The 14,208-nt window shown below is 64.6% G+C and carries 12 protein-coding genes; 7 read left to right on the plus strand and 5 right to left on the minus strand.

The window, feature by feature from the left end; all coding sequences use genetic code 11:
* The first annotated feature begins 7 nt into the window (after nucleotides 1-7).
* Nucleotides 8-256 carry a hypothetical protein gene (locus FG13_RS01385; RefSeq protein WP_161784136.1) on the plus strand — a complete coding sequence of 83 codons (249 nt, stop codon included), beginning with the start codon at nucleotides 8-10 and terminating at the stop codon, nucleotides 254-256.
* Here FG13_RS01385 and FG13_RS01390 read toward each other — a convergent pair.
* Nucleotides 246-3,125 carry a bifunctional diguanylate cyclase/phosphodiesterase gene (locus FG13_RS01390; protein ID WP_035817728.1) on the minus strand — a complete coding sequence of 960 codons (2,880 nt, stop codon included), beginning with the start codon at nucleotides 3,123-3,125 and terminating at the stop codon, nucleotides 246-248. The two genes, FG13_RS01385 and FG13_RS01390, sit on opposite strands and share 11 nt — an antisense overlap.
* A 154-nt stretch (nucleotides 3,126-3,279) precedes the next feature.
* On the minus strand, nucleotides 3,280-4,056 hold the full coding sequence (locus FG13_RS01395; protein WP_035817730.1) for a transferase spermidine synthase: 777 nt from the start codon (nucleotides 4,054-4,056) through the stop codon (nucleotides 3,280-3,282).
* Nucleotides 4,057-4,221: 165 nt separating this feature from the next.
* Between FG13_RS01395 and FG13_RS01400 the strand changes: the two genes are divergently transcribed.
* Together FG13_RS01400 and FG13_RS01405 are read left to right on the plus strand one after the other, a co-directional pair.
* Nucleotides 4,222-4,497, plus strand: a complete 276-nt coding sequence (locus tag FG13_RS01400) for a hypothetical protein (RefSeq protein ID WP_035826809.1) — start codon at nucleotides 4,222-4,224, stop codon at nucleotides 4,495-4,497.
* Nucleotides 4,498-4,534: 37 nt separating this feature from the next.
* Nucleotides 4,535-5,686, plus strand: a complete 1,152-nt coding sequence (locus tag FG13_RS01405; RefSeq protein WP_035817732.1) for a GGDEF domain-containing protein — start codon at nucleotides 4,535-4,537, stop codon at nucleotides 5,684-5,686.
* Nucleotides 5,687-5,689: 3 nt separating this feature from the next.
* Here the strand turns inward: FG13_RS01405 and FG13_RS01410 are convergent, their stop codons facing one another.
* Both FG13_RS01410 and FG13_RS01415 read right to left on the minus strand, forming a co-directional pair.
* The gene (locus tag FG13_RS01410; RefSeq protein ID WP_035817735.1) at nucleotides 5,690-6,658 is read right to left on the minus strand and encodes an IS1595 family transposase; all 969 of its coding nucleotides are present in this window, start codon (nucleotides 6,656-6,658) and stop codon (nucleotides 5,690-5,692) included.
* 106 nt (nucleotides 6,659-6,764) lie between these two features.
* Nucleotides 6,765-7,103, minus strand: coding sequence for a hypothetical protein (locus FG13_RS01415; protein WP_152598643.1), 339 nt, complete (start codon nucleotides 7,101-7,103; stop codon nucleotides 6,765-6,767).
* 295 nt (nucleotides 7,104-7,398) lie between these two features.
* Between FG13_RS01415 and FG13_RS01420 the strand changes: the two genes are divergently transcribed.
* From FG13_RS01420 to fdhD, 4 genes are all read left to right on the plus strand, one after another.
* The gene (locus FG13_RS01420) at nucleotides 7,399-8,481 is read left to right on the plus strand and encodes a calcium:proton antiporter (RefSeq protein ID WP_035817739.1); all 1,083 of its coding nucleotides are present in this window, start codon (nucleotides 7,399-7,401) and stop codon (nucleotides 8,479-8,481) included.
* Nucleotides 8,482-8,645: 164 nt separating this feature from the next.
* A complete protein-coding gene (locus tag FG13_RS01425) occupies nucleotides 8,646-10,103 on the plus strand; it encodes a Ppx/GppA phosphatase family protein (protein ID WP_035817742.1) in 1,458 nt (485 codons plus the stop codon).
* 101 nt (nucleotides 10,104-10,204) lie between these two features.
* Nucleotides 10,205-10,894, plus strand: a complete 690-nt coding sequence (locus FG13_RS01430) for a hypothetical protein (protein ID WP_099379595.1) — start codon at nucleotides 10,205-10,207, stop codon at nucleotides 10,892-10,894.
* Nucleotides 10,895-10,963: 69 nt separating this feature from the next.
* Nucleotides 10,964-11,791, plus strand: a complete 828-nt coding sequence (gene fdhD, locus FG13_RS01435; RefSeq protein ID WP_081922364.1) for a formate dehydrogenase accessory sulfurtransferase FdhD — start codon at nucleotides 10,964-10,966, stop codon at nucleotides 11,789-11,791.
* On the opposite strand, the gene FG13_RS01440 is transcribed toward fdhD, so the two are convergent.
* Entirely contained in the window at nucleotides 11,781-14,090 is a 2,310-nt protein-coding gene (locus FG13_RS01440; protein WP_035817743.1) for an FdhF/YdeP family oxidoreductase, read from the minus strand. The genes fdhD and FG13_RS01440 overlap by 11 nt on opposite strands.
* Nucleotides 14,091-14,208: the final 118 nt, after the last annotated feature.

The raw sequence follows: 14,208 nt of genomic DNA on the forward strand, positions 1-14,208 counted from the left end.
GCCGGGCATGAAGGAGAAGAGCATGGAGTGCCCCACCTGCGGCGAATATGGCGACCTGCTGCATGCGACCATCCGCAAAACGGGGCAACAGGTGATCGTTTGCTCGGAGTGCGATCTGTTGTGGGCGCATCCGCAACAGGATATCGACCCGGCCCGCGCATCGGATGTGGCGTCGTTTTTGGCGCAGGCGGGCATTGAGCCCGATTGGCAGGAGCTGCAACTGGGCGCCAGGGTGCCGCCGCCGGCTACTGTGTGACGGGCGTTTCTTCCGCCCGCAGCAGGGCTTCCACTTCATGCGCGGGCAGCGGCCGGCTGAAATAATAGCCTTGCGCTTCGTCGCAGCCATGGCGGCGCAGGTAGTCGAGTTGCTCGGCCGTTTCCACGCCTTCGGCCACCACGCGCAGTTTCAGATTGTGCGCCAGGGCGATGATGGAGACGACGATGGCCGCGTCGTCCGCGTCGCGCGCCACGTCGCCGACGAAGCTGCGGTCGATCTTCAGCACGTCGATGGGGAAGGTGCGCAGGTAGGCGAAGCTGGAATAGCCGGTGCCGAAGTCGTCGATCGACAGCTGCACCCCCAGCGCCTTCATGTCGTGCAGCTGGCTGACGGCCAGCGCCACATCGTGCATGAACAGGCTTTCCGTCAGTTCCAGTTCCAGGCAGGCGGGCGGCAGGCCCGTTTCCAGCAGCACTTCAGCAATCGAGGCCACCAGGTTCGGCTCGTTGAACTGGCGCGCCGACAGGTTCACGGCCAGGCGCAAGGTGTCGAGTCCCGCCGCATGCCAGCGCTTCACCTGCGCGCACGCTTCGCGCATGACCCAGGCGCCGATCGGCACGATCAGGCCCGTGTCTTCGGCCAGCGCGATGAAGCGCTGCGGCGCCACCATGCCCAGATCCGGATGCTGCCAGCGCAGCAGCGCTTCCACGCCGACGATGCGTCCGCTGGCCAGGTCCACCTGCGGCTGGTAATGCAGCACGAACTGCTCGCGTTCGAGCGCATTGCGCAGCGCCGTCTCGATGCGCAGGCGCTCCAGCGTGGCCTGATTCATGGCCGTTGTGTAGAACTTGATGTTGTTGCGGCCCTGTTTCTTGGCGCAGTACATGGCGATGTCGGCCTGCTCGATCAGGTTCTGCGTCTCGCCATTCAGGGTCACGTCGCCAGGCGCGTCGTAGCGCGACATGTCGTACACGGCCACGCCGATGCTGCAGGTGACGAAGAATTCCTTGCCGTCCAATAGCACGGGCTGGGCCACGGCATCCATCACGCGCTGCACGATGGCGCCGCTGAGCACTTCGTCGGCCTGTTCGCACAGGATGGCGACGAATTCGTCGCCCGACAGGCGCGCCACCGTATCGCTTTCGCGCAGGCTGGCCTGCAATCGCGTGGCGATGGTTTTCAGCAGCAGGTCGCCGGCCTTGTGTCCGAGGCTGTCGTTGACGAACTTGAAGCGGTCGAGGTCGATCAACAGCACCCACAAGGCGCGGTTCTTGCGGCGCGACAGGGCCATCGCCTGCGCCAGGCGGTCGCGCAGCAGCGCGCGGTTGGGTAAACCCGTCAGCACGTCGTGGTGGGCGATGTGCTGGATTTGCTGCTCGGCCAGCTTGCGTTCCGTGATTTCGGAGCCCGTGCCCCGGTAGCCGCGAAATTCACCGAGCTCGTTGAACAGCGGTTCGCCATTGATGCTGAACCAGCGCAGCTGGCCGTCGCGGTCCTGCATCGCATATTCGAGGTTGGAAAAGGGCAGGTGCGCTTCCAGGTTGGCGATATGCTGCTTGCCCCAGCGCGAATTGCGCATCTCCGCGTTGTTGTCCCAGCGCGTCATGCCGATGAAGCGTTCCAGCGGCATGTTCGACTTGTCCGTGAAACCGCTGGTGATGTGGGTGAAGCAGAAATGGGCGTCCTGTTCCCAGTACCAGTCCGAGGACAGGGCCAGCAGGCGGCGGAAGCGCTTTTCGCTTTCCTGCAAGGCGCGCTCCGTGCGCTGGCGCGCCCGCACGTCGGCGCTGAGCAGCTCGTTGCTGCGCTTGAGGTCGGCCGTGCGCTGCTCCACCAGCAGCTGCACGCGGCGCGAGCGCTGCGTCAGCGACTGCACGAAGGCGGCCGTCAGCGTGCTGAACAGCAAGCCCGTGATCAGGGTAAACAATGAGCCCAGATGGTCGGCCAGGAAGGGACGCGGATGGGCCACCACGCGCACGTGCCAGGGCCGGCCGGCGGAGGTGAAGGCCCGGTCATAATGGTTGTGGTAGGCAAAGTGCAGCCAGCGGGGCAAGGACTCCCAGGCGCCGCCCGGCTCGTCGACGGGCGCCTGGCCGTGGCGGAAGATCAATTGACGCGGGTCGGCGCCGGCGTCCGCGTAGACACTGAGTTCAAGCTGCGAGTCGCCCAGCAGGTCGGCGCCGGCAAGGATTTTCTGCACCAGTTCCCCGGCGCGCACGATGACGGCCGTATCGCCGATCAGCGCCGCGCGCCGCTGCGCTATCGTTTGCAGGGGCACGCCGTGGCGGTAGACGGGACGCACGATGACGAAGCCCCGTTGCGGCCCTTGCGCCAGGGCCAGCAGACCGGTGGCGGTGGTCTGGCCGCTGATGATCGCCTGTTCCAGCGCGCGCGCCAGCACCCCGCTCGGGCTGACGTTCAGGCCGAAGGCGGGGCCGTTGTCCTGCAAGGGTTCGAGGTAATCGACCACCAGGTAACTGGCGCGCGTGGTGGCGGGCACGACGACGCCATCGCGCATTTCCGTCATGGCGTAGCCGGGCACGATGCGCCGCAGTTCGGCCTCGAATGCAGGGCGCTGCGCATGCGGCACGATGCGGTGGAAATTGAAGGCCTGGATGAAGGGGTGGCGCTGCAGCAGCGGCGTGGTGAAGTCGTGGAATTGTTCGCGCGTGACGGGCACGACGGCGGCAAACAGCTGGTTCGTCGTGGTCAGCACCTCGACCGCGTCGTCGAGCCCCTGCTCGATGGCGGCCACCCTGGCGCCGGCGCGCTGCTGCAGGCTCAGGCCCATCTTGTCGTATTCGAGCTGGCTGATGGCGGCAAACAGCACGGCCGTCACGCTGACGCCGCAGGCAAAGGTCAGCGCGGCCGCGGCGGAAATCGACAATGGCAGGCGGCCACGCAGCATGGTTTTTCCTATCTCACTTCATGGACACATGGGTTCGGCGGCGCCTGCCGGCCCCACGCAGGCCGTAGTTTGTCATAAACCACATCCATCATGCTGATTTTGCACCAAAACACTGCTAATAAGCAACAATATCTATGACCCGGGAAGACGACTTTCAGTCGTTGTCGCTGCCTGACCGGCGGCGCACACGCCACAACTGCCATGCCGGCAGCCAGCGGTTCAGGAAAGACAGGCCGGCCATCCGGCGCCAGCGCACCAGGCGCACCATGCGCATGGCGCGGCCGCCGGCGTCCTGGCCCGGCTCGGGCTTGGCGGCGAAGACGATGCGGTTATTGCCGGCGATGCCGTCGAAGTGGCACACGGCGCCGCGGAAAGTCAGCATCAGGCGCGCCAGCATGGCGGGGTAGTGCTCGTCATAACTGAACAGGTTGGCCACCAGCACGCCGCCGGGCAGCAGCGCGCGCAGGCAATCCGCATAGAAGCGCGCGCTGCCCAAGGCTGGCGGCAGGCCCGTTTCGTCGTAGCCGTCGAGCAGCAGCACGTCGGCGCAGCCCGGATGCTGGCGGATATAGCTGACGGCGTCCGTCTCGATGACGCGCAGGCGCGCATCGTCGGGCGGCAGCATGAACTGCTCGCGCAGGGCGATCACGTCGGCGCGCAATTCCAGCACCGTGATGCGCGTATCGGGCAGGTGGCGGTGGCAGAATTTCAGCAGCGAGCCGCCGCCCAGTCCCACCATCAGGATGTGCCGCGGGCGCGGCACGAACAGGGTAAAGCACATCATGGCGCGCGCGTAGCGCAGCAGCAGATGGCCGGGGCGCGACAGCAGCATTTCGCTCTGGATCATGCCGGGCTGGAATTCCAGGCGGCGCCGGTCGCCACAGGTATGCACCTGCGGGGCAGGCGGGGTGGTGCTTCTGTTTTCCGGCATGGGACGACTTCGCTGAGTGGACTGGGGGAGATGCTTTGTTGCATTCAGAGAAATCTGATAAGCTCCCGTGAGCATACCCGATTAATCCGCGCCGAGCATGCGTATATGTATATGCATACGGCGCGCGGCGGCACGGCTGCGCAGTCGGGCACCATGGAGACAAGCATGTTTTTGGATCACCCCATCATTACGGCGACGAACAGTTTTACGGAGCCTGACCGCATCGAGCGGCTGACGCGCGTGTACGGCTACGCGGCGGCGCTGGCCGACCAGGCCGGCAATGTCGGTTTCATTGAAAAAGTGGCGCAAATCCACGACCACAAGGGCACCCTCATCGTCTTCTGGCATGAAGTTCCCAGCGAAGTGGAAAAGCAGTATTTCGTGCAGGCCTGGGCCAGCAAGGTCGGCGACGGCAGTACCAATGTCGAGCACGAAATCTGAGCTGGCGTGCCGCGCCTGCGCGGCGACGGCGTAGCCCATGGATATCAAGACCCTGGTACTGGCCCTGGCGCTTGGCAACCTGAGCCTGTGCGCGGCCCTGTTCTTCTTCGAGTACGAGCGCAAGAAGTCGCTCAGCATGTCCACCTGGGCGGTGGCCAAGCAATGCCAGGCCGTGGCCTGGTGTCTGCTGTATTTCCGCGGCGTGCTGCCCGATTCCCTCTCCATCTTGCTGGGCAACAGCCTGCTGTTTGCCGGCATGGCCCTGGACGCGGGCGCGCTGTGGCAGGCGGCCGGGCGCAGCGGCTGGCGCCGCTATGTCTTGCCGGCGCTGGGTGTGTCGGTGGGGCTGTTTGCCGCCTGTTATCTGTTCGACGTGGCGCCGCTGCTGCGCAGCGCCGGCGGTTCGCTGATCGTCGCCGGCTTCTTCCTCGCCGGTGTGGCCGCGCTGTGCCTGAAATGGCGCGAGGCGAGCATGCTGCGCCGCTTCCTCGTCGTCAGCATGGGTCTGCTGTCCTTGCTGATCGCCGCGCGCGGCGTGCTGGCCGCCACCATCCCGGCTTTTGACGCGGAGCTGCTGCAGCTGGCCGGCTTCGGCGCCCTGTACCTGATGATGCTGACGAACGCTTTCGGCTATTTGCTGCTGTCGCGTGAAAAACTGGGCGGCGAGCTGGCGCGCCTGGAAGTGCTCGACGCGGCCACGGGCGTGCCGAACCGGCGCGGCTTTTACCAGGCGCTGGCGCCGTGGATGGCGCTGGCGCGCCGGCCCGGCTTGCCGACGGCGCTGGTGGTGCTCAATATCGACCACTTCAAACGAGTCAACGACAGCTATGGCCATCCGGTCGGCGATGCGGTGCTGAAAACCATCGTCGACACCTGCCGCCAGCAGTTGCGCGACAGCGACCTGATGGGCCGCCTGGGCGGCGCCGAATTCGCCATCCAGCTGCCGCGCACGACCCTGGCCGATGCGCTGATGGTGGCCGAGCGCATCCGCGCCGCCGTCGAAGTGCTGCCCGTCAAGACGGAACGGGCCGTGCTGCAACTGACGGCCAGCCTGGGCGTGACCACCATCCGAGCCGAAGACAGCACCGTCAGCCTGTTCAAGCGGGCCGACGAAGCGCTCCAATCGGCCAAGCAGGCGGGCCGCAACAGGGTCGTCGAGGCGCAAGCTGCGAGCACCCTCGATATTTAAAGGCTATGTCACCGTCAAATGTGGGAATGCGCCCAGCGTTACTTTCAATAACGTTTCCGGTGAACGGATGCGCCTGGCGTCGAGGATCCAGCGCCAGCCCAGGTAGTTCGGCAGGTAGCGCGTCGCCACGCCATGAAACGGACCCAGCCATTGCCGCAAACGGCTGTGATAGGCATTGACGTTCTGCACATGGGCGGCGCCCTGCACGCGGATGCCGGCGCGCAAGTTGACGGCCTGGTGGCTGATGCCCGCTTCCCTCGCAAAGGCCCGGTAGGCGGCATGGCCATCGGTCACCAGCAGCACGTCCTTGTCGATGACAGGCAACAAGCAATGATGCAGCTGCGCTTTCGTCAACGCCCCTTTTCCCGTGACAAAATCGAGCGTCTGCCCCGTGCGGTCGCGTGCCACCAGGATGCAGACCTGTTCATTGGAAATGCCGCGCTTGTGGGCATGGCCGCCCCGGTGGCGCGCTGGACGCGTCATGTTTCTGGATCCCTTTTCCGATTCCAGCAGATATAACTCGTCGGCTTCGGCGATGCCGTGCAGACCATGCGGTCTGTCCGTCTTTGCCAACGACAAAAACCGGTGGCGCCAGCGGAACGTCGTGTTGCGGTGTACGCCCAGCTGTAACGCCGCCTTGCGCACGGAATCCGATGCCAGCAGGCAATCGGTGTAGTCGAGCCACAAGGTTTTATGGCGCAAGCGGGCCAACGGCGTGCCGGTGAGTGCATTGAAGGTGCGACCGCAGGGCACGCAGCGGTAGCGCTGCAGGCCGTGCGCATGGCCGTGCCGGTGCAAGTGCACCGAGTGGCAGGCGGGACAGGCCAATCGCAACTGCGCCACACTTTCCAGCAGCGCGACGGTCGCGTCGTGTGGAGAGTTACCTCGCAGCAGGGCAATGCCCGCCTGCCGCTGGCGCTGGCTCAAATGAGCAAACTGCGCGATAAAACTGATCCATTCGGCTGGCAGCATGATCTTCTGCTCCCTGTGAGGTGAGTATGCAGAGTCAGACAGCACGGCCACAGGAAGATTCCGACATTTCCCTACTTGCCGATGACAGAGCCATATTTAAATCGGATTATTTCTTGCGCGAGCCCAGCCAGCTCGGTTCCTTGCCGCATTCCTTGGGCAGGAACAGGGCATCGAGGCCCGGATCGCAGCGCCGGTCAGGCGCCTTCATCGGCTCGACGGTCAGCCATTCGCTCTTGGGCAGTATCTTTTCTTCGCGTGGCGCCACGGGTGGCGCGGGCGGCAGGCTGTCTTGCCAGCGTGACTCCGCGGCAGGCGCGGGCGGAGTGGCCCAGTTCGCGTCAACCTGCGCTTCGGGCGCTGGCGGCGTGTCCGCATGAGCGGCGGCGCACAGCAAGCTGCTGGCGAAGATGAGCGTGCGCATGGCTGTGCTGTTTATTGAAATCATGGTCTGTCCTTGGTCGGTGCCGCGAGGGCTGGCTCTGCATTATGACGCCAGCCGGAAGCAAAAACACAAGAAAATTGCAACGGCATGTTACCAAAGGGACTATAGTTACTGATAGCAAGCAGGTGCACTGCAGCAAGGTGATTGAAAGGTGAGCGCGGCGCGGGGCGCCGGCACCCGAGCATGTGCATTCCCTAACTTTCATTTAAGCTAGGCAAGTTATGCTATGGCATGCACGCCAGGCTGTCCTTTGCCGTTCGCACCGCAGTTCCCCTTTTTTACTCTTGCCAGGCCCATAATGAAAATGCTCAAATCCCTGCCTGTATGGCCGCTTGCCGCCCCGATTGCCGGTTGGCTGTTCCTGTTCGGTTCCACCTTCAATCTTGGCGGCGCCTACCAGATACTGCTGGTGGCTGGCCTGATCGGCAGCGTGCTGGCCGCCGTGTACCACGCGGAAGTGGTGGCCCATCGCATCGGCGAACCGTATGGCACCTTGGTGCTGGCGCTGGCCGTGACCCTGATCGAGGTGGCGCTGATCGTCTCGCTGATGCTGGCCGGCGGACCGGAAACGACGGGCCTGGCGCGCGACACCGTGTTTGCCGCCATCATGATCATTTTGAACGGCATCGTCGGCATCTGCCTGTTGCTGGGCGCCGGGCGCCATCGCGAGCAAACCTTCGGCCTGCTGGGCGTGAGCGCGTCGCTGGCCACCCTGGCGGCGATTGCCGTTCTGACCCTGGTGCTGCCGAACTACACCTCGAGCGCCGCCGGTCCTTTCTACAATTCCAGCCAGCTGATTTTCATCGCCGTGATCTCGCTGGTCCTGTATGGCACCTTCGTGCTGGTGCAGACGGTGCGCCACCGCGATTACTTCCTGCCCAAGGAAGCCGTCGGTGATGAAGAGGTGCATGCGGCGCCGCCCACGCCCACGGTCGCCTGGGTCAGCGCCGGCGCGCTGCTCGTGTGCCTGGGCGCAGTGGTGCTGCTGGCCAAGTCGCTGGCGCCCGCGCTGGAGACGGCGATTGCCGCCATGGGCGCGCCGAAAACCCTGGTCGGCATCGTCATCGCCGCCATCGTGCTGCTGCCCGAAGGCCTGGCCGCCGTGCGCGCCGCGCGTGCGAACCGTTTGCAAACGAGCCTGAACCTGGCGCTCGGTTCCGCGCTGGCCAGCATCGGCCTGACGATACCCGCCGTGGTGGTGGTGTCGCTGGCCACGGGCCTGACGATCACGCTGGGACTCGACATCAAGTCGACGGTGCTGTTGCTGCTGTCGTTGATGGTGGCCACCCTGTCGCTGGGCACGGGACGCACCACGGTCATGCAGGGCACGGTGCACCTGGTGATTTTTGCGGTTTATTTATTCACCACCATCGTGCCGTAAACGTCGCCGCTGCGCGACTTCTTGTCACAATCCTGTCACGCCGCTGTCATACGATGGGGGTAGTGTGGTAGGATTTTTAAATCGTTTAAATGATTTATATAGTTTAGCAACTGAGTTTGCCAACTTTTTCAGTTGGCATTGCAATGACAAGACAAGAGGCCAGTATGTATGCAGCGGTGGACCTGGGGTCCAACAGTTTTCGTTTACACGTCGGCAAGCATGATGGCGACACGATCCGCGTGGTCAAGAGCGTGCGCGACCCGATACGCCTGGCCGCCGGTCTGGACGCCAATGGCGACCTGACCGAAGCGGCCATGCAGGGCGCGCTGGCTTGTTTGCAGCACTTTCGCGCCATCCTCGCCGGCTTTGAGCTCGATGCCGTGCGCGTGGTGGCCACGTCGGCCATGCGCGTGGCGCGCAACGGCGCCGTCTTCCTGCCGCTGGCCGAGCAAGCCATCGGCCATCCGATCGAGATCATCTCGGGCGAGGAAGAGGGGCGCCTGATCTACATGGGCGTGGCCAATGCGCTGGCCATACCCGGCGAACGCCGGCTGGTGATGGACATCGGCGGCGGCTCGACCGAACTGATACTGGGGCGCGGCAACGATATCGAGCGGGTGGAGTCGTTCAGCCTGGGCACCGTCAAGCAAAGCCTGTCGTTCTTCATCGGCGGACGCATCGACGCGCCGTCGTTCGAGGCGGCCATTTTGTCGGCGCGCAGCCACTTCGAGGATGCGGCGCCGCCGTATCATCCGCAGCACTGGAAGACGGCTTACGGCTCTTCCGGCACCATCCGCACCATCGCCGACATCATCGCCCGCAACAAGCTCGGTGATGGCTTGCTCACGAGCGTCAGCCTCGACGCGCTGGCGCGCCGCTTCATCGAACTCGGTCACACCAGCCGCATCGACATGCCCGGTTTGCGTCCCGACCGCGCCAGCACCATCGTTGGCGGCCTGGCCATCTTGATCGGCCTGTTCCGCGAACTGGCCATTCCCGCCATGACGCCGATCGAAGCGGGCTTGCGCATGGGCGTGATGTGGGATTTGTACCTGCGTTCGACCAAGCGTGACCGCCGCGAACAATCGGTGCAGGGCTGCATGGAGAAATTCCATATCGACCAGCAGCGCGCCGGCCGGGTGGCCGAGCAGGCGCTGGCCATGTACGCGCAGCTCAAGCCCACCTCCGACGCCCTGGTGAAATCCCTGCGCTGGAGCAGCCTGCTGCACGAAGTGGGCTTGGCCGTGTCGCAGACGGGCTACCACAAGCATGCCTCCTACATCGTGGAAAACGCCGACTTGCCCGGTTTTACCACGCGCGAACAGAAGACCATGAGCCGGCTGATCCTGGCGCAGAAGGGCAACTTGCGCAAGATCGGCGAAGTGCTGTCCGATCCCGATTTTGCCAAGGCCGTGCTGGCCTTGCGCCTGTCGATTCTGCTCATGCATGCGCGCATCGAAGCCGATTTCAGCGAACTGCGCCTGCGCATGAAGAACCGCATTGAGCTCGACATCAAGCGCGGCTGGGTGGCGCACCATCCCACCGTGTCGTTCTGGATCGAGAAGGAGCAGGAATTCTGGGATGAGGTTGGGGTCGATTTCACCATCCGCGCCAGCGCATAGTGGGTCATTGCGCCATGCCGTGCGCATGGCTTGATGTGCAGCAAGCAATATTTTTAAAAACAGTATATATTGTTTATATTATTTACTAGATTGGAAAATCCATGACCAAAACCGTCCCAGCGAAAAAAGCCGACAGCGCACCCGTATCGATGTTTCCCACCAGCGCTTCGATCAATGCGGCAGCGGCCAAGGCCGCGCCAGCCGCCAAGCCTGCAGCCAAGCCAGCCGTGAAGCCTGCGGCCAAGCCGGTGGCCGCCAAACCGGCCGCAGTCAAGCCTGTCGCCGCCAAGCCTGTGGCGGCGAAACCAGTAGCAGCGAAACCAATAGCAGCGAAAGCTGCCGCAGCCAAGGCGCCCGCCGCCAAGCCGGCGGCCAAGGCCGTCGTCGCCAAAGCCGTTGCCAAGCCAGCGGCCAAGGTTGCCGCGAAGCCCGCCGCCAAGCCTGCAGCGAAAGCCGCCGTCAAACCGGTAGCGAAACCGCCAGCGAAACCGGTGGCCAAAGCGGCTGCCAAGCCTGTGCCGGCGAAAAAAGCGCCGGTCGCCAAGGTCGCCGCCGTCAAGGAAAAAGCCCGCAAGCCGAAACTCGTGCGCGACAGCTTCACCATGCCGGAAGCGGAATACGAAGTCCTGGGCCAGGTGAAAAAAGCTTGCCTGAAGGCCGGTTTCGAAATCAAGAAAAGCGAATTGCTGCGCATCGGCGTGGCGCTGATCAGCCAGATCGACCTGGCCACCCTGCAAAACGTGCTGGCCGGCTTGCCGCAGCTGAAAACGGGCCGTCCGAAGAAGGATTGATGGCGCGGGCAGGGGCCGCACCCCTGCCTGGCCGTTCTGGTTTACCATGGGGCCTGTGATAGTTCCCCCATGGTTGCCATGTCAGAAGATACAGATATCGAACGCGCCGGCTTCGTCGAGCGCGCCATCGTCCGCCACCAGGCGGGCGTCTCTACCCCAGCCATCGACCACGTCGCCGAGGAAATCCCCGTCGCGCTGGTTTTCAATGGCATTTCCCACGTCGTCATGATGGCCACACCGCGCGACCTGGAGGCATTTGCCTATGGCTTCGCGCTGACGGAAGGCGTGGTCGCTTCCGCAGATGCCATCTTTGACTGCGAAGTGTTCCTGCGCGCAGATTCGGCCGAAGTGGCGTTGAGTATCGCCCAGGAAGACTTCGTGCGCCTGAAGGACCGGCGCCGCCAGCTGACGGGCCGCACGGGCTGCGGCGTGTGCGGCATCGACAGCATCGACATGCTCGACTTGCAGCCGCAAGCGCTGCCGCCGTCCCTGATCCGCGTCGACCTGCCGGCCGCATTGGCGCGCGCATCAAGCGGCCTGCGCGAGCACCAGGCGCTGATGCGGGAAACGGGCGGCGTGCACGCGGCTGCGTGGTGCACGCCCGACGGCGATATCGTGCACGTGTTCGAGGATGTCGGCCGCCATAACGGTCTCGATAAACTGATTGGCCACCTTGCGCTGCACGATATCGACATGCGGCGCGGCTTCGTCTTCCTGTCCAGCCGCGGTAGCTACGAGCTGGCGCGCAAGGCGGCGCGCATGCAGATTCCGTTGTTGGCGACGATTTCCGCCCCCAGTTCGTTGGCCATTTCCATCGCCACGCAGGCGGGCATGAAGCTGGTGGGCTTTTGCCGCCAGGATGCCTACGTCGATTACACGCCAGGCATCACGCTTTAACTTCACTGCGTTGCAGCAGCACGGGCACGGATTTCGACGTCGGCGTGCCGGCGCCGTCGGCCGTGCTGGCCAGCGGCACCAGCGCGTTCGTCTCGGGGTAGTACGCGCCCAGGCAGCCGCGCGGGATATCGTATGCCACGAGCCGGAAGCCATCGGCGCGGCGCGTCACGCCATCGTCCCAGGCGCCGATCAGGTCCACCAGCTCGCCATCGGCAAAGCCCAGCATGGCGATATCTTCCGCGTTGGCGAAGACCACCTTGCGCGTGCCGTACACGCCGCGGTAGCGGTCATCCATGCCGTAGATGGTGGTGTTGTACTGGTCGTGCGAGCGCGTGCTCATCAACACCATCAGGCGTTCGCCGTGGCGCGCTCTAGCGCGGTGCAGCGGCGTGTCCAGCGGCAGCGGGGCGACGAGGAAGCTGGCCTTGCCGCTGGCCGTCTTCCACACGCGTTCGCGCGACGCCACCGTCAGATGAAAGCCGCCCGGCTGCGCCACCCTGGCGTTGTAGTCGTAAAAATCGTCGAATACCTTTTCGATATCGTCGCGGATACGCGCATAGTCTGCCGCATACGCGCGCCAGTCCACCAGGCTGCTCCCCACGGTCGCTTCGGCCATGCCGGCCACGATGGCCACTTCCGAGCGCAGCTGCGGCGAAGCGGGCGCATTGCGGCCGTACGAGATATGCACCATGCTCATCGAGTCTTCCACCGTCATGCCCTGCGCCACGCCGTGCTGCAGGTCGATTTCCGTGCGCCCCAAGGTGGGCAGCAGCAGGGCTTCCTTGCCGATGACCAGGTGGCTGCGATTGAGCTTGGTGGCCACCTGCACCGTCAGCGCGCACTGGCGCAGGGCGGCAAAGGTCAGCGGCGTATCGGGCGTGGCGGCGGCGAAATTACCGCCCAGCGCGATGAATACCTTGACGTCGCCGCGCTGCATGGCTTCGATGCTGGCCACCACATCGTGGCCGTGTGCGCGCGGCGGCGCGAAACCATACACCTGGCCCAGGCGGTCGAGGAAGGCCGCCGTCGGCTTTTCCTCGATGCCCACCGTGCGGTCACCCTGCACGTTGGAGTGGCCGCGCACGGGACATAGCCCGGCGCCCGGCTTGCCGATCTGCCCGCGCAGCATCATCAGGTTCGACAGCATGCGGATGGCCGCCACGCTGTGCTTGTGCTGCGTCAGTCCCATGCCCCAGGTGGCGATGATGCGCTGGCCATGAATAAAAATGTCCGTCAGCGCCTCGATCTGCGCGCGCGCCACGCCCGATTCTGCCACGAGCAATTGCCAATTCTCTGCGCGCAAGTCGTCGCGGAAGGCGTCGAAGCCGCTGCAGTGTTCCGCGATGAAGGCGTGGTCGATGACGGCGGGCCTGCCTGCCGCCTGCGCCGCGTCGTCATGCTCGACGACCCTCTTGGCGACGGCCTTGATCAGGGCGAAGTCGCCGCCCAGCGTCGGCTGGACGAACAGCCCGGCCAGGCGCGTGCTGCCCAGGGTCGCCATTTCCAGCGCGCTTTGCGGGTCCATGAAGCGCTGCAAGCCCCGCTCGCGCAGGGGATTGATGGAGACGATGCTGCCGCCGCGGCGCGCGCAGTCGCGCAGTTCGCCCAGCATGCGCGGGTGGTTGGTGGCGGGATTCTGGCCGAAGATGAGGATGGTGTCGGCCAGTTCGAAGTCGGCCAGGGTCACCGTACCCTTGCCGATGCCGACAGTGGCCGGCAAGCCGCGGCTGGTCGCCTCGTGGCACAGGTTGGAGCAGTCGGGGAAGTTATTGGTGCCGTACAGGCGCGCCATCAGCTGGTACAGAAAGGCGGCTTCGTTGCTGGCGCGGCCCGACGTATAAAACGCAGCCTGGTTCGGGTCGGGCAGGGCGCGCAGGTGGCGCCCCACGAGGGCATAGGCGTTATCCCAGGAAATCGGCACGTAGCGGTCGCTGGCAGTGTCGTACACCATCGGTTCCGTCAAACGGCCGTGCTGCTCGAGCGCGTAGTCCGACTGCTCCAGCAACTGCGTGACGGTATGGCTGGCGAACAGCTCCGGGCCGGCGCGGCGGCTGGTCGCTTCGGCGGCGACGGCCTTGGCGCCGTTTTCGCAAAAGGCAAACGTGGAAGCGTGGTTGCGGTCGGGCCAGGCGCAGCCGGGACAGTCAAAACCGTCGGGCTGGTTTTGCGCCAGCAGCGCCTTCAGGTTCTCGGGCGCGACGCGCTCCTGGCGCAGGCTGATGGCCACGTGTTTCAAGGCGTCCCAGCCGGCGGCGGGCTTGGTGTAGGGCGTGATGTGGACGGCGTCGGTGTCTTTCATGGGCTCTTTGGGCTGGGCGAGTGTGGTAATTATGCACGATCCCCGAATGACATTGACTTGCGTCACGGAAATGACATTCGGCTGTCATTTTCCTGACATATTAGACAAGTACGCTGGA

It is taken from the genome of Janthinobacterium sp. RA13 (assembly GCF_000745325.1).
GTDB classification, from domain to species: Bacteria; Pseudomonadota; Gammaproteobacteria; order Burkholderiales; family Burkholderiaceae_D; genus Janthinobacterium; species Janthinobacterium rivuli.

Coding starts and splice junctions, on each gene's coding strand:
- fdhD (WP_081922364.1), top strand. CDS start 10,964: ATGGTTGCCATGTCAGAAGATACAGATATCGAACGCGCCGGCTTCGTC.
- FG13_RS01410 (WP_035817735.1), bottom strand. CDS start 6,658: ATGCTGCCAGCCGAATGGATCAGTTTTATCGCGCAGTTTGCTCATTTG.
- FG13_RS01405 (WP_035817732.1), top strand. CDS start 4,535: ATGGATATCAAGACCCTGGTACTGGCCCTGGCGCTTGGCAACCTGAGC.
- FG13_RS01390 (WP_035817728.1), bottom strand. CDS start 3,125: ATGCTGCGTGGCCGCCTGCCATTGTCGATTTCCGCCGCGGCCGCGCTG.
- FG13_RS01385 (WP_161784136.1), top strand. CDS start 8: ATGAAGGAGAAGAGCATGGAGTGCCCCACCTGCGGCGAATATGGCGAC.
- FG13_RS01400 (WP_035826809.1), top strand. CDS start 4,222: ATGTTTTTGGATCACCCCATCATTACGGCGACGAACAGTTTTACGGAG.
- FG13_RS01415 (WP_152598643.1), bottom strand. CDS start 7,103: ATGATTTCAATAAACAGCACAGCCATGCGCACGCTCATCTTCGCCAGC.
- FG13_RS01395 (WP_035817730.1), bottom strand. CDS start 4,056: ATGCCGGAAAACAGAAGCACCACCCCGCCTGCCCCGCAGGTGCATACC.
- FG13_RS01420 (WP_035817739.1), top strand. CDS start 7,399: ATGAAAATGCTCAAATCCCTGCCTGTATGGCCGCTTGCCGCCCCGATT.
- FG13_RS01430 (WP_099379595.1), top strand. CDS start 10,205: ATGACCAAAACCGTCCCAGCGAAAAAAGCCGACAGCGCACCCGTATCG.
- FG13_RS01440 (WP_035817743.1), bottom strand. CDS start 14,090: ATGAAAGACACCGACGCCGTCCACATCACGCCCTACACCAAGCCCGCC.
- FG13_RS01425 (WP_035817742.1), top strand. CDS start 8,646: ATGTATGCAGCGGTGGACCTGGGGTCCAACAGTTTTCGTTTACACGTC.